The organism is Sphingomonas sp. CCH5-D11 (genome assembly GCF_001557395.1).
Taxonomy (GTDB): Bacteria; Pseudomonadota; Alphaproteobacteria; order Sphingomonadales; family Sphingomonadaceae; genus Sphingomonas.
This window is the reverse complement of the sequence record NZ_LSKH01000235.1, coordinates 24,131-38,630: the sequence shown is the minus strand read 5'-3', so window position 1 is coordinate 38,630 and position 14,500 is coordinate 24,131. Positions and strand designations below refer to the sequence as shown.

Annotated in this window: 11 protein-coding genes; 4 read left to right on the top strand and 7 right to left on the bottom strand. The window is 65.3% G+C overall.

The window, feature by feature from the left end; translation table 11 throughout:
• The 4 genes from AX702_RS14795 to AX702_RS14780 all read right to left on the bottom strand — a co-directional run.
• Window positions 1-550, bottom strand: a 550-nt coding sequence (locus AX702_RS14795; protein ID WP_231731870.1) for an MFS transporter, incomplete at its 3' end; no start/stop codon positions are given.
• Window positions 551-591: 41 nt separating this feature from the next.
• Window positions 592-1,452, bottom strand: a complete 861-nt coding sequence (locus AX702_RS14790) for an SMP-30/gluconolactonase/LRE family protein (protein ID WP_066780835.1) — start codon at window positions 1,450-1,452, stop codon at window positions 592-594.
• Window positions 1,452-2,258 (bottom strand): SDR family NAD(P)-dependent oxidoreductase, encoded by an 807-nt coding sequence (locus AX702_RS14785; RefSeq protein ID WP_066780833.1) that lies wholly within the window; start codon window positions 2,256-2,258, stop codon window positions 1,452-1,454. Before AX702_RS14785 ends, AX702_RS14790 begins: the two co-directional genes overlap by 1 nt.
• Window positions 2,255-3,343 carry a fumarylacetoacetate hydrolase family protein gene (locus tag AX702_RS14780; protein ID WP_066780831.1) on the bottom strand — a complete coding sequence of 363 codons (1,089 nt, stop codon included), beginning with the start codon at window positions 3,341-3,343 and terminating at the stop codon, window positions 2,255-2,257. Before AX702_RS14780 ends, AX702_RS14785 begins: the two co-directional genes overlap by 4 nt.
• A 137-nt stretch (window positions 3,344-3,480) precedes the next feature.
• Here AX702_RS14780 and AX702_RS14775 point away from each other — a divergent pair, with 137 nt between their 5' ends.
• The 4 genes from AX702_RS14775 (at window position 3,481) to AX702_RS14760 (ending at window position 11,454) form a co-directional block, all read left to right on the top strand.
• Window positions 3,481-5,718, top strand: coding sequence for a WD40/YVTN/BNR-like repeat-containing protein (locus AX702_RS14775; protein WP_231731869.1), 2,238 nt, complete (start codon window positions 3,481-3,483; stop codon window positions 5,716-5,718).
• The gene (locus tag AX702_RS14770) at window positions 5,715-7,325 is read left to right on the top strand and encodes a DUF5597 domain-containing protein (protein ID WP_066780830.1); all 1,611 of its coding nucleotides are present in this window, start codon (window positions 5,715-5,717) and stop codon (window positions 7,323-7,325) included. Before AX702_RS14775 ends, AX702_RS14770 begins: the two co-directional genes overlap by 4 nt.
• Before the next feature lie 34 nt (window positions 7,326-7,359).
• Window positions 7,360-10,227 (top strand): glycoside hydrolase family 31 protein, encoded by a 2,868-nt coding sequence (locus AX702_RS14765; protein ID WP_066780829.1) that lies wholly within the window; start codon window positions 7,360-7,362, stop codon window positions 10,225-10,227.
• Window positions 10,228-10,344: 117 nt separating this feature from the next.
• Window positions 10,345-11,454, top strand: a complete 1,110-nt coding sequence (locus AX702_RS14760) for a DUF5996 family protein (RefSeq protein WP_231731868.1) — start codon at window positions 10,345-10,347, stop codon at window positions 11,452-11,454.
• A gap of 38 nt (window positions 11,455-11,492) precedes the next feature.
• Here the strand turns inward: AX702_RS14760 and AX702_RS23470 are convergent, their stop codons facing one another.
• The 3 genes from AX702_RS23470 to AX702_RS14750 form a co-directional block, all read right to left on the bottom strand.
• The gene (locus tag AX702_RS23470; RefSeq protein ID WP_269450403.1) at window positions 11,493-11,618 is read right to left on the bottom strand and encodes a hypothetical protein; all 126 of its coding nucleotides are present in this window, start codon (window positions 11,616-11,618) and stop codon (window positions 11,493-11,495) included.
• Window positions 11,619-11,713: 95 nt separating this feature from the next.
• The gene (locus AX702_RS14755; protein ID WP_066780826.1) at window positions 11,714-13,756 is read right to left on the bottom strand and encodes a TonB-dependent receptor domain-containing protein; all 2,043 of its coding nucleotides are present in this window, start codon (window positions 13,754-13,756) and stop codon (window positions 11,714-11,716) included.
• Between the two features lie 169 nt (window positions 13,757-13,925).
• On the bottom strand, window positions 13,926-14,489 hold the full coding sequence (locus AX702_RS14750) for a hypothetical protein (RefSeq protein ID WP_066780824.1): 564 nt from the start codon (window positions 14,487-14,489) through the stop codon (window positions 13,926-13,928).
• Window positions 14,490-14,500 lie beyond the last annotated feature (11 nt).

The following is a 14,500-nucleotide window of genomic DNA, read 5'->3' as shown; positions in this document are numbered from 1 at the left end:
GCAGACCGAACATCCAGCGCCATGCCGGAATATCGCCCCACAAGGGCTCGGTCGATCCGCCTGCGAAGCGCGCCAGCACGAAATTCGCAACGAACGCACCCGTCAGGCCGGTAATGATCATCACCTGCTGCACGCTGGAAAGCCGTCCGCGCACGTTCGCCGGCGTCACTTCCGAGATATAAACCGGAGAGGTCACGCTCGCTGCGCCTACGCCAAGCCCGCCGATGATGCGCGCCAGAATGAACACCTCGGACGATCCCGCCGCTGCAGCGAGGATTGCGGAGACGAGGAACAGTACCGCCGAGACCATCATCGTCGCGCGCCGCCCGATCAGGTCGGACAGCCGCCCCGCGCCGAACGCGCCAATCGACGATCCGACGAGGATCGCGCCAACGTTGATGCCGATGCCCAGCCTGCCGAGGTCGAACGCCGCCTCCAGCCCCTTCTGGGTGCCGTTGATGACCCCGGAGTCATAGCCGAACATGAAGCCGCCGATTGTCGCCACCGCGACGATGCGCAGGACGAGGGCCTTGTTGAACGCCGTTTCCACTCGCAAACTCTCCGGACTTGCGCCTCCACGGGCGCTCAGACTTAGCTGTTGGCGCGAACCGCCGGCGCGGCCGGCACGGTGACGCGGAAGGTGAAGACATCGCCGGCGAGCGGCTGCGCGGCCAGCGCCGCTGCGTCCAGCCCCTGTCGCGCGGTGGTGGCAAAGGCGGTGCGCCCATCCGCGCCGCCCAATGCGACTTTGGTGACGTTGGCCACGGGAAAGCGCACTTCCTCAGTCAGCTCGCCCGCCGGCGAGAAGCGCCGCGCCGCCCAGCCGCCATAGAAGCCGACCCACACGCCGCCCTCGGCGTCGCAGATCGCGCCGTCAGGATGGCCTTCATCGCCAGTGAAGGCGAGGAATGGTTCCGCCGGCCCCAACGAGCCGTCTTCGGCGATCGCATGCGCCACGATCGTGCGTGCCAGCGTATCGACATGATAAAGTCGTCTGCCGCAGGGCGCGATCGCTGGCCCGTTGGTGATCTCGGTCGGCGTCACCGGCGTCTCATGCACCACGCCCCCATCGAGGACGTAGACGCGCCCGCTCGCGCTGGCCTCGTCATTGTCCATCGTTCCGAAGAAGATCCGCCCGCGCGCGTCGACCGCCGCATCGTTCAGCCGGTTGGCCGGCAGATGCGCATCAACCTCGCTAATGGTCTCGAACGTGCCCGTCTCGGGCGAGAAGCGGTGCGGTCCAGATTGCAGCCCGGCGATCAGATCGCCCTTGGCGGACGGCAGCACCCAGCCGACCATCTCGGGCGCATCCCAGCGATCGGTCTCAGCCGTATCCGGACGATGCCGATAGATATGCCGCCCCTTGATGTCGACGAACCACAAGGCGCCGTCGATCCACACCGGACCTTCGCCCAGCTCCGCGCCTATTTTCAGGAGATGCGTCGCGTCCATCAGCGCCAGCCTGCGTCCACCCAGTAATCGTGCCCAGTGCACATGCGCGCATCGTCTGCGGCGAGGAAGAGCGCAAGCGCGGCGACGTCACTCGGCTGGATCCGGCCATCGAGGCATTGCGCCGCGACCAGCTCTGCTTCCGCCTCTGGATTGTACCAGCGCTCCTGCCGCGGCGTCTGCACGTTGCCCGGCACGATCGTGTTCACGCGGATGCCGTCGCGGCCCAGTTCGCGCGCCAGTCCGCGCGTCATGCCTTCGATCGCCGCCTTGGCGGTTTGGTACAATACCAGTTCGGGCAGGCCGAGATGCCAGCTGATCGACCCGAAATTCAGGATCACGCCCTTGCCCGCCTTACGCATCGCCGGAACCACGGCTTGGGCGACGAAGAACTGATGGCGCAGATTGACGTTCATGCGCTCGTCCCAGAACGCCGGCGTCACATCCTCCACCTTGTGGCGATCGTCATTGGCGGCATTGTTGAGCAGCACGTCAACGCCGTCCAGATCGGCGATCAGCGCCGGCAGGCAGCTTGCCACCTGGTCAAGATCGGTCAGATCGCACTGGCGATACAGCGGCGCGTGCTTTGCCCCCGCCCCCAAACGCTCCGCCAAGGCTCGGCCCTCGCCATCGAGCACATCGATGAAGCCGACGCGCGCACCCTGCGCCACGAAAGCCTCGACCAGCCCCGCACCGATGCCGGACGCGCCGCCAGTGATGATGACACTCCGGTCTTCAAGACTCGGATAAGTGGCGCGGCCGGTGTCGCTTGCAGTCTGTTGCAGCACTAAGGTCTCCGAAGGGGTCATGCCGCGAGCAGGTCGCGGGAAGCGAGATTGCGGAACAGGTCGGCGATGCCGAAGCGCCATGCGGGCGCATCGCGCGATGTGGTGACTGGGTTTACCAGCGTGCCGAGGCGCGCGCTTGAGATCGTCACCGTGTCGCCGACCTTGTGGGTGAAGCCCTGGCCGGGCTCGTCGCGGTCCTGCACGGGCGCGAAGAGCGTGCCGCAGAACAGCACGAGCCCGTCGGGATAATGATGTTCGCTCAGCGCCTGCCGCAGCAATTCGGCCGGATCGCGGCTGATCTCGCGCATCGTGCTGGCGCCCTCGAGCACATAGCCGTCCTCGCCGGTGATCGTCATCGCGACATCGGCGGCGCGCACGTCGTCCATCGTGAAATTGTCATCGAACAGCCGGATCATCGGTCCGAGCGAGCAGGAGGCGTTATTGTCTTTCGCCTTTCCCAGCAGCAGCGCGGAGCGGCCCTCGAAATCGCGAAGGTTCACGTCATTGCCGAGCGTCGCGCCAACCGCCTGTCCATGCGCATCGGCGACCAGCACCACTTCGGGCTCAGGGTTGTTCCAAGTGGAGTCCGATCGAATGCCGACCGGCGCATTATGGCCGACTGTGGAGAGTACCGGCGACTTGGTGAAGATCTCCGCGTCGGGGCCGATCGCGACCTCCAGATACTGAGACCACATGCCATCGCGGATCAGCGTATCCTTGAGCTGTGCTGCCCGTTCTGACCCCGGTTCGACGCTGCGCAAATTGCCGCCGAGCGCCTGTTCCAGCCGCGCGCGCACGGCGGCCGCCTTGGCATGGTCGCCGCGCGCCTGTTCCTCGATCACGCGCTCCAATGCGGAGACCGCGAAGGTAACGCCGGCAGCCTTGACGCATTGCAGGTCGATCGGACTCAGCAACGCGTCGTCTGCAATGGCTTCGAGTTCGATCGGCACGCCGCCATCGAAAGTTCGGTCCGCGATCAGCATGGACACGGTCGGGCGTACGCGCGCCATGTCATAGGCGTGACCGTTTCGGATCATGAAGGGAGAAGGGCCATCCGCCGTCTTTAAACGGCCGATAAAGGTGCCATCGCGCCAATCGGAGGGCATGGCCTCCAGCCACGTTGGACGATACTGCGACACTGGTGTCCTCCCCGGTTGTGTTAGCGGTATCGTTCATGCCATAGTTGTCGTCAAGGGCAGTGATGCTGCTCGAAAATGCGGTATGTTAAAGGGGCGGAGAGGTGATGAAGCGCAGGCAGTTCGTCCAGGCAGCCACGCTCGCGCTCGCTCTTAGCGTTGGCGCTAACGTCATGGCCGAACCGGCCTCTTTGTCACGCGTGCCTTATCAGTGGCGCAACGTCACGCTAGGCGGCGGTGGCTTCGCACCGGGTATCGTCTTCAGCACCGTCGAGCGTGGCCTTGCCTATCTGCGCACCGATATGGGCGGCGCGTATCGCTGGGATGCCAGGGCACAGCGCTGGCTGCCGCTCCAGGACGACGAAGCCGAGCCCAGCTATATGGGCATCGAGAGTATCGCCCCCGATCCGGTCGATGCGAACGTCGTCTACATGGCCGCCGGCATGAGCGCGCGCATGCCCGCCGCAATCCTCCGCTCCGCTGACAGGGGCGCGACATGGCACAAGACGATCGTACCCTTCGCAATGGGCGGCAACGAGGACGGCCGTGGCATGGGGGAGCGGCTGGCGGTCGATCCGAACGCGCCGGCGACCCTGTTCTTCGGCTCGCGCCACGATGGGCTGTGGCGAAGCGATGATTTCGCCGCCACCTGGCATAAGGTAGCCAGCTTCCCACTTGTCGGTCTCGGCCAGCCCGATCGCCCGCGCACCACACATGGCGGCCTCTCCTTCGTCCTGTTCGACAAGGCGAAGCGTGGGCGAATGTACGTCGCTAGCGCCGATCCCGGCGCGCGGCACTTGTTCCGCTCCGACGATGGCGGCAAGAGCTGGCGCGCGATCCCCGGCGGCCCGTCACCTGAGATGCTGCCCACCAAGGGTGTGATCGGCCGCGACGGCGTGCTGACCATCACCTATTGCGACTATATCGGCCCCAACGGCATCAAGCGCGGCCAGGTCTGGCGCTTCGATTCCGCCAAGGGCGAGTGGCGCGACGTCACCCCGCTCAAGGGCGCGGCGGTCGTCCCCGGCGGCTATATGGGCGTCGCCGTCGCCGCGAGCGATCCGAACGTCATCGCTGTCAGCACCGTCAACCGCTACATCGGCGGCGACACCGCCTGGCGCTCCGCTGATGCCGGCCGCACCTGGCAGGAGCTTTCGCGCACCAGCACGCGCGACGTCTCCGCCACGCCCTTCCTCGACTTCGACAAGAAGGCCGATTTCGGCCACTGGATCGCCGGCCTCGCGATCGATCCGTTCGACGCCAACCACGCCGCCTATGTCACCGGCGCGACGATGTACGCGACCACCGGCTTCAATCAGCCGGGCACGATGCGCTGGGCGCCCTGGACGAAGGGGATCGAGCAGACCGCGGTCATCACGCTCGTCAGCCCTACCGGCGGCGCACCGCTCGTCTCGGGCTTCGGCGATCTCGGCGGCTTTCGCCACGACGACCTCACCGTCTCGCCGCCGCGCGTCCACCTCAACCCGTTCCTCACCAACACCAATTCGCTCGACTATGCCGGCGAGGCCCCCGCGGTGATGGTGCGCAGCGGCAACACGCACAAGCCGGTGGTGCCCGACACTTCGCTTGCCTGGTCAAGCGACGGCGGCACCAGCTGGCAGCCGCTCCGCGTGCCGCCATCGCAGCCCACGGGCAGCGAACCGCCGCCAGAGGCGACCGGCAACGCTGCGATCACTGTTTCTGCCGACGGCACGACCTTCATTGTCGAGACGGCCCAGCCGATCCTCACCCGCGATCGCGGCAAAAACTGGACGCCGATCCGCGGCCTCCCGTCGGGCGTCCGCGTCACCGCCGACAAGGCCGACCCCAAGCGCTTCTACGCGATAGATTTCGCCGCCAACCAGCTCGTCCGCAGCGATGACGGCGGTGCGACCTTCAGGCCCGTCACCAGCACCGGCCTCCCGGCCGACCTCTCCGCCGCCCGCGCGATCGGCCGCGAGGCGGCGAACCCGCTCGTCGCCACGCCGGGCCGGGCAGGGGCGCTGTGGTTGCTCGTCGGACCGGACCTCTACCGCTCCACCGACTTCGGCCAGCGTTGGGAGCGCGCCACCGGCGGCATCACCATCACCCGCTACGGCCTCGGTAAGGCCGCGCCGAACGGCAAATCGCCTGCGCTCTACGCGATCGGCGAGCAGCGCGGCACCAAGGGCGTGTTCCGCTCGCTCGACGGCGGGGCAGGGTGGCAGCGTATCAACGACGACCAGCATCAATGGGGCCTGCGCCTGCGCATGGTCAGCGGCGATCCCAAGCGCTTCGGCCGCGTCTATGTCGCGACCGATGGCCGCGGGATCATGTACGGCGATTCGAAAGAGGGGATGAAGTGAACGTATTTAAGCTAGGCACGGCGCTGATCGCGCTGGCGAGCGCCACCGCTGTTTCGGCTCAAGCGACCGAACTGCCGCGTCTCGAAAGCAAGAACGGCCGCCACGCCTTCATCGTCGATGGCGCGCCCTATCTGATGCTCGCGGCGCAGGCGAACAATTCGAGCAATTATCCCGCGATGCTCGATCAGGTCTGGCCGACGCTCGACCGCATCCACGCCAACACGCTGGAGATCCCGATCGCATGGCAGCAGGTCGAGGCCACCGCGGGCAAATTTGACCTGTCCTTTCTCCAGGTTCTGCTCGATCAGGCCCGTGCGCATGACAAGCGCATCGTGCTCCTGTGGTTCGGCGCATGGAAGAACACCAGCTACGCCTACACGCCCGATTGGGTGAAGCTGAACCCAGGCCGCTTCCCGCGCATGAAGACGCGCGAGGGCAAGGATCATGGCGTGCTCAGCGCGCATGGCGAACAGACGCTCGCCGCCGACACCCGCGCCTTCGTTAAGGTGATGGAGTATCTGCGCGATCACGATCCTCAGAACACCGTGATCATGGTTCAGCCGCAGAACGAAACCGGCAGCTACCGCAACCCGCGCGATTTCAGCGACACCGGCAACCGCCTGTTCGCGCAGCAAATCCCTCCAGCGCTCGCCCGCGCTACCAAGAAATCGGGCACTTGGACGCAGGCGTTCGGCGCCCAGGCCGATCGCGCCTTCAACACTTGGTATGTCGCCTCCTACGTCAATGCGATGGCGGTGGCGGGCAAGAAGGTGAAGCCGCTGCCGATGTACGTGAACGCCTCGCTCTCCGGCCCCTCCAACGTGCCCGATCCCGATGGCGTGGCGAGCGGCGGCCCGCAGCAGGACGTGCTCGACATCTGGAAGGCCGCGGCTCCCGCGATCGATTTTCAGGCGCCGGACATCTACGATCGCAAGAGCGCCAACATCGTCCAGTATCTCGACAAATACACTCGGCCGGACAATCCGCTGATGGTGCCCGAGATCGGCAACGGCAAGGAGTTCGCGCGCTTCTTCTATCCCACGATCGGCAATGGCGGCATCGGCTTTGCGCCGTTCGGCATGGATGACACCGGCTATTTCAACTATCCGCTCGGCAGCGACAATCTCGACAAGGATACGCTCGACGCCTTCGCCTTGCCCTACAAGGCGGTCGGCTCGATCATGCGCGACTGGGCCCGCATCGCCGCCACCCGCCCGACCTGGGGCGCGGCCAAGCCCGATGACGGCGCCGCCGTCTCCACTACGCTAGGCGACTGGAAGATCACCGGCACCTGGGGTGAATGGCAGTTCGGCACCAAGGAATGGACCTGGCTGAAGTCCGAGCCCGCGCCCTGGGCGTCGCAGCCGATCGGTGGCCTCGCCGTCGCGCAGATGTCCGACAATGAATTCCTGCTCGTCGGCGATCACGTCCGGGTGAAGTTCGAATCGCAGACGCCCGGCGCGATGGTGCTGCGGATCGAGGAAGGCGGCTTCAGCGACGGCAAATGGGTGATGAAGCGGGTGTGGAACGGCGACCAGACCGACTATGGCATCAACCTGATCGATCGGCCGCAGGTATTGAAGATCACGACAGGCCGCGCGCGCTGACGCGCCGCCACGAGAGATGCAGAGGGGTAAAGTAATGAACAGGTTTTTAGTCGCGGCGCTGCTCACTGGTAGCGCTATCTCTTCGCCGGCCGCGGCGCAGGGCTATCAGGCGCTCGCTAATGGTGTGGCGGTCACGCCGACGTCCGGCCCGTCTTCGCGCGTCGAGGTAACGGTGCATGGCGACGGCATCATCCACGTCGTCGCCACCCCGCGCGACATGCCGACCGGCCCGCTCGCTGCCAGCCTGATGGCGCCAAACCCGCCCGCCGCGCCCAAGTTCACTGTGGTCGAGCAGGGCGGCTATGTGACGATCACCGCGCCCAAGTCGGTTGCGCAGATTGCGCTCGCCACGGGCGAGGTGCGCTTTCTCGACACCGCCGGCAACGTCCTGCTCGGTGAAAGCGGCGCGACCACCTTCGGCCGCACCAGCGCGGACGGCAAGCCGTTCGTCACCGTCTCGCAGCAGTTCAATCGCGGCACCGACGAGGGCATCTACGGCCTCGGCCAGCACCAGAACGGCTTCATGGACAATCTGGGCGAGGACGTCGAACTCGCGCAGCACAACATGGACATTGGCGTGCCGTTCCTGGTCTCCACCAAAGGCTACGGCCTGTTGTGGGACAACAATTCGATCACCCGCTTCGGCAACCCCAAGCCCTACCAGTTCGTCGGCGAGGGCATGAAGGTCACCTCGGGCGGCAAGCCCGGCTGGAAGGCCGAATATTTCCTCGACGGCAAGCCGGTGGTCATCCGCCAGGAAGCCACGATCAACTATCAGTATATCAAGGACCAGGCGAACTGGCCCGAAGCGGCCAAGGCCAAGACCGAGGCAGCGACCGGCGGCCAGAACACCGCGGGCAACGCGGTGCAGAAGCAGACGGTGATCTGGACCGGCGACGTGATGCCGACCACCACCGGCGAGCACCGCTTCCAGCTCTACGGATCGAGCTATTTCAAGGTCTTCGTCGACGGCAAGGAAGTGCTCAACCGCTGGCGCCAGAACTGGAACCCCTGGTACGCGAACTTCGACGTGCCGATGACCGCCGGCAAGGCCGCCAACGTGCGCATCGAATGGGAGCCCAACGCCGGCTATATCGCGCTCCTTCACAGTGATCCGCTGCCCCAGCAGGACCGCAACTCGATCTGGTTCACCAGCGAGATCGGCCAGACCAAGAACTACTGGTTCGTCCCCGGCAGCGGCAGCATCGACGGCGCAATCGCCGGCTATCGCCAGCTCACCGGCAAGTCTGAGATGATGCCGAAGTGGGCCTATGGCTTCTGGCAGTCGCGCCAGCGCTACGACACGCAGGACGAAGTGATCGGCGTGGTCGCCAAGTATCGCGAGCTCAAGATCCCGCTCGACAATATCGTGCTCGACTGGCGCTACTGGCGTGACGACGATTGGGGCAGCCACCGCTTCGATCCGACGCGCTTTGCCGATCCCAAGAAGATGCTCGATACGGTGCACGCCGCCAACGCCCGCTTCATGATCTCCGTGTGGCCGAAATTCTATCCTACGACGGATACCTACAAGGAGCTTGAGGCCGCCGGCGCGGTGTACAAGGGCAATCTGGAAATGGGGAACAAGGACTGGGTCGGCCCAGGCTACCTCAACACCATCTACGATCCCTACAAGCCCGAAGGCCGCCGCATCTTTTGGAAGCAGATCGAGGACCGCCTGGCGAAGCTCGGCACCGATGCCTGGTGGGCCGATGCCAGTGAGCCTGATCTCCACTCGAACCTGTCGATCGAGGAGCGCGTCAAGGTGATGGGCCCGACCGGCATGGGTCCGGCCGCGCAGTATTTTAACAGCTTCTCGCTGATGAACGCCCGCTCGTTCTTCGATGGCTGGACGTCGTTCAAGCCGGACGTGCGCCCGTTCCTGCTCACCCGTTCGGGCTTCGGCGGGCTGCAGCGTTATGGGGCCGCGATCTGGTCGGGTGACGTCGCCAGCCGCTGGTTCGATTACAAGGCGCAGATTTCCGCCGGCGTGAACGCCTCCATGTCGGGCATCCCCAACTGGACGCATGACATCGGTGGCTTCGCGCTGGAGGACCGCTATGCCTCGAAAACGCCGAGCACGGCGGATCTCGACGAATGGCGCGAGCTCAACCTGCGCTGGTTCCAGTATGGCGCGTTCAGCCCGCTGTTCCGCAGCCACGGCGAGTTCCCGTATCGCGAGATCTACGAGATCAGCCCGGAAGGCTCAGCCATGCGGCAGTCGATGGTCTGGTACACGCAGCTGCGCTACCGCCTGATGCCGTATATCTACACGGTGGGCGCCGATACCTACATCAAGGACGGCAGCATCATGCGCGCGCTCGCGGCGGACTTCCCGCAGGACAAGGCGGCGCGCGAGCTGAACGACGAATATCTGTTCGGCGACGCGTTCCTCGTCGCCCCGGTGACGGAATACAAGGCGCGCAGCCGCCAGGTGTATTTCCCCGGCACCGGCACCTGGTACGATTTCTCGGACGGTAAGGCGTACCGTGGCGGCCAGACCGCAACGGTCAACGCCCCTGCGGAGCGCATGCCGCTGTTCGTCCGCGCCGGCGCGATCGTGCCGATGGGCCCGGTGATGCAATATGTGGATCAGGATCGCAGCGCCCCGCTGACGATCACCGTCTATACCGGCGCCGACGGCCAGTTCTCGCTCTACGAGGACGACGGCACCAGCACCGCCTACAAGCAGGGCGCGTTCAGCCGCATCCCCATGCGCTACGACGACCGCACCGGCACGGTGACGCTCGCCGCGCGTGAGGGCAAGGGCTGGAAGGGCATGCCGGCGAGCCGTCAGATCCGCGTGCGCTGGGTGAGTGAAGGCAAGCCGGTCACCGACGACAACGCCTTCGATGCACAGGCGACCTACAACGGCCGCGCGCTGACCATCGCGCGCAAGTAAAACCGACCTGCTACCCTCCCCGTCCGTGCCGGGGAGGGTAGTGCGGCGAGACCATGCACAAGGGAGTGCGGGACAAGGCTTTACGCCCGTGTCGAGAAGACAAAGGCTCGAGCTTACTTGGCGACAGACGCCCGGAGAATGGGGCCAGGTTGTGCGGGCGGTGACACAGCGTTTCCTGGTTCGGGGCTATTCTGGTACGCAGCACCAGTCCAGAATGTCCGCAAAGAACAGGTTCTGCTTCGAAATGGCGCGGAGCCCTGGATGGGAGAAGCCGACGTGAGCAACGCATGGCCGCACCTCGACTATCTAGGTTGGCGCGACACCTGTACGGCCCTTCACCTGTTTTTGCAGGTCGTGGGTAAATATCGACTGGCGCATACGCCATGGGTCAACCATTCCTGGCACGCGACTTTCTATGTCACACCCCGGGGCCTAACCACGTCGACGATCAACGATCGCACCGACATTGAGATATTGTTCGACCTTCAAGAACATATAGTTGAAGGGATCAGCAGCGATGGGCGCAGGTCGTCTCTATCGCTTGGCCCGACGACGGTCTCTGACTTCCACCGCCGCTTTGTTGATTTGGTGGCCGATCTCGGCGGTACGCCGCGCTTCGACGGGCGACCGAACGAGGTTGCTGATCCCGTGCCCTTCGTGGAGGACAGCCTCGAGCGGCCCTATGATCGTGAGGCCGTGCAGCGGTTCCACCAGGCTCTCTTGAACATCGACCGCGTATTCAAGAAGTTTCGCAGTTCCTTTTTGGGCAAGGTCAGCCCGGTGCACCTGTTCTGGGGAAGCTTCGACCTTGCCGTTACGCGTTTTTCGGGGCGACGTGCGCCGCGCCATGGCGGTGGCGTTCCGGCGTTGCCCGATGCGGTCGCCCAGGAGGCCTATGACCGCGAAGTATCCTCCGTCGGCTTCTGGCCGGGCGGCGGCGGTGTCGATTACCCGGCATTCTACGCCTATGCCTATCCTGCGCCCGATAGCTTTTCCACCGCAAGGGCGCGTCCTGATGCTGCGTTCTGGCACAACGCCCTGTCAGAGTTCATACTGCCGTACGAGGCTGTGCAGTCGTCGGACGATGGAGATGCGACGCTGCTCGCCTTTCTCGTGTCCACGTATGAAGCTGCTGCCGATCTGGGGAAATGGGATCGCGACCTGCTGGACTGTACAGCGGGCCTGCCGCGTCAGGTGCGGCCGGCCGATCCGCACCCGCCGCGCTGATCGAACCTGGCCTACATAGAGTCGTACGGGGCCATCGCTCAAAACAGTCCCGCGCCCTCCAGCTTCACGACCGGCACGAACCGGCCCCCCGCCGGCACTGTCACCGCCAGCCCCGCCAGATCGAACCAGGGGGCGAGGACCGGAAGAAGATCGACGGGCGGCATGGGCAAGCGGCTATCAGATCCGCCGCCCCGGCGGGAGAGGCTGCCCCACCCGCCGCAGCTTCATGACCGCACCTGCCGAGCGTCTCGGCCGCAGCTCAGCCGAAATTATGCTTGATCGTCAAATAAGGCAGGATGTGCTGATTGCGCACGCGATCCTCCACCCGGAAGGGGTCGGGCGTGCGGCGGTCGGGATCGAAGAACAACCGTCCACGCCGGGTGCTGAAGTCGCCCAGATTGTCGACGCTCAGCGTAACGGTGGTGCTGCGGGTCGGCCGGTACTCGGCGAAGGCGGTGATATAGGGATTGCCGGGGTAAAGCGTGTCCAGCTCGTTGCGACGGTAGAAGGTGTACGGATCGTCTCCGGAAAAGCCGACGCCCCAGGCAAAGTCGCCCAGATCCTGGCGCCAGTTCACTTCGTAAACGAATGGGGAGGCGCCGGAGTACGGCCGCTGCTCGCCGGTAAAGGGATCCTGGACGGAGGTGCCGACATAGCTCAGGCGCCCTGAGATCCGCCCGCCCTTGATGCCCAGCCGCGCGACCGGCACGTCGAATGTGGCGCGCGCAATCTTGCTGGTGCCGTCCCCAAGGTTGCCGGGGGCGTCGAACCCCTCGGGCGTCGGCACGCGATCCTGCACCAGGGCAGTCCGGGTATAGCCGAGCTCCAGCTTGACCAGCCCATCGCCCAGCACCTGCTTTTCGACCGTGGCCAGCGCTTCCCAGGAACGCTGCGGGACCAGTTCCGCATTGCCGCCGTTCACCCGTTCGTTGGCGAGTTCGGCGGCGCTGATAAAGTCCTCGAAGCGCAATTGGGCGACCGTGCGCGCGATGGACGCCTGCGCCCGCCAGCCATCGCCGGGGCGCCAGTCGACATTCAGCTTCGGCTTCCAGAAGTGGAGCGAGCGCTTGGCGTCGGCATCTCCATCCACCGTCAGCCGCGAGAGCTCGTAGTTCAGCGCCAGGTCTATGCGCAGCTTCGCCGTCAGCGAACGGCTGGCATTGGCGAAACCTTCCGCCCGATGTTCGGTGACGACCGCATCATCCACCGGCAGGTCGATGCGGGTCCGGGCGCCCTCCGCGCCAAAGCCGAACAGATCGACCTTGCTGCGCAGGCGATTGAGCGCGCCTTCAACGCCGGTTTCCACCGACCAGCCATGAAAGTCCGGACGCGTCCACAAGCCGCGCAACACAGCCTCGTCGCGCTGGCTGCGCACCTGCTGCTCATTGCCGCCGATCACATCACTCCGCACGCGCAGCAGAGACAGTTCGCGATCAATTCGATCCCGCCGGGTGGCGAGGCCGATCAGCTTCACCCCGCCGCCGAGCAGCGGCCGCTGCACGTCGCCGCCGACTTCCCATTCGTCGAAATGGAATCGCTGCGTCAGCCGGTCGTCCCGCGCCGTGCCGCCCGTGGGCAGAACCTGATTGGTCTGGCTCAGGCGGAACCGGTCAAAGGCGTAGCGCGCGTTGAAGCGGGCCGTTTCGAATTGCCCTGCCTTGTAATCCCAGGAGCCCGACACGAATGCGTTAGGATCCTCGATGGTGTTGATCTTGCGGCGATATTCCAGAAGCTCGCCGGAGGGGAGGGCGCGCAGCGTGTCATAGCCTTCCTCGCTGGTTTGCTCGTTATTGACTCCAATCGCGGCATTGAACGTCGAATTGCCCCGGCGCAGCAGCGTCGAAACGCTGCCCTCGGGAAACAGCTTGCCGTCATATTGGCGGCGCAGCGTGCCCGTCGCCGTGCCCGCCAGCCCGCCTTCGCCGGTGAGGATCAGGTTCACGACCTGCGCCTTGCCGCTATATTCGGCGCCGAACAGGGTGCCCGGGCCCACCTCGACCCGCGCCACGCGGGTCGCGGGGATGCGGGCGAGCACGACTTCGATCGTATCGCTCTTGGATGACGGGCGCTGGCCGTTGATGACGACATTGCCGGCCGCCTGGCCGAATCCGCGCACGTCTTCCTCGACCTGTTCCAGCGTGAAGCCGGGAACGCGGCGGACGACCTCCAGGGCATTCGCAGGCTGAAACCGTTGAAAGAAGGCCGCATCATATGTGGTGCGGCCGGATGCATCGACGCTTTGGGCCAGGGCAGGTGCCGCAACAACGGCGGCTGCCACTACGGCAGCCAGTGCGACACGCATAACTTCACTCTCCCAGGACACTCCGGTCAATTGCCGTAAGCAAACACCAGGCCAAGTGGAAGAAGCCGCGCCCGTCGGCCGTTAACAGTGACGACCGGGCCGGCATCGGTCGCGCCCTCTCCAACGAGCTTGTCCGTTTTCGCACAAGTACCGTCCAATTCCGAACAGTTCACTCCCCGCGCCATTCCTCCAGCGCGGCCTCATAAGCATCGCGCGCGGCGATCCGCGCTCGATCGAGCCTGGTGCGCTCGCTCGCCTGTTCCTTGTCCAGCGTGCGGCGCCGCGCCGCCAGCGCTTCCTCTTCCCGCTTCAGCTTCGCACGTTCTTCGGCAAAGTGTCCTTCCGCCGCTTCGATCGCAGCTTCGGCCCTGTCGAGACCTGCCCTGCTTGGTTTCGGCTTAGGCTTAGGCTTAGGCTTAGGCGCGGGCTTGGGCATGGCCTTCGCCTTTGGCGACGACGCCTCCTCGCGAGGTGCAGCCGTTTCGACGCGGGCTCGCTTCCGCCTTGGAGGATCCTCGGCCGCGTCGGCCATGGTGCGGGCCACACGGATTACCTCACCAGGATGGGCGAGCGGTTCGCGCGTGAGCTCGGGATCGCTCACCACCTCCGCTAGCCCCCGTGCGAACAGGTTCGCATCGCTGCCCCACGCGGCCAGCGCCGCCTTCTGGCTGGGTGCGGCGACATAGGCATCGTGAAACCCGGCTGGTGTTCGATAGACCTTCAGCTTCGCCATGCACCCGCTTG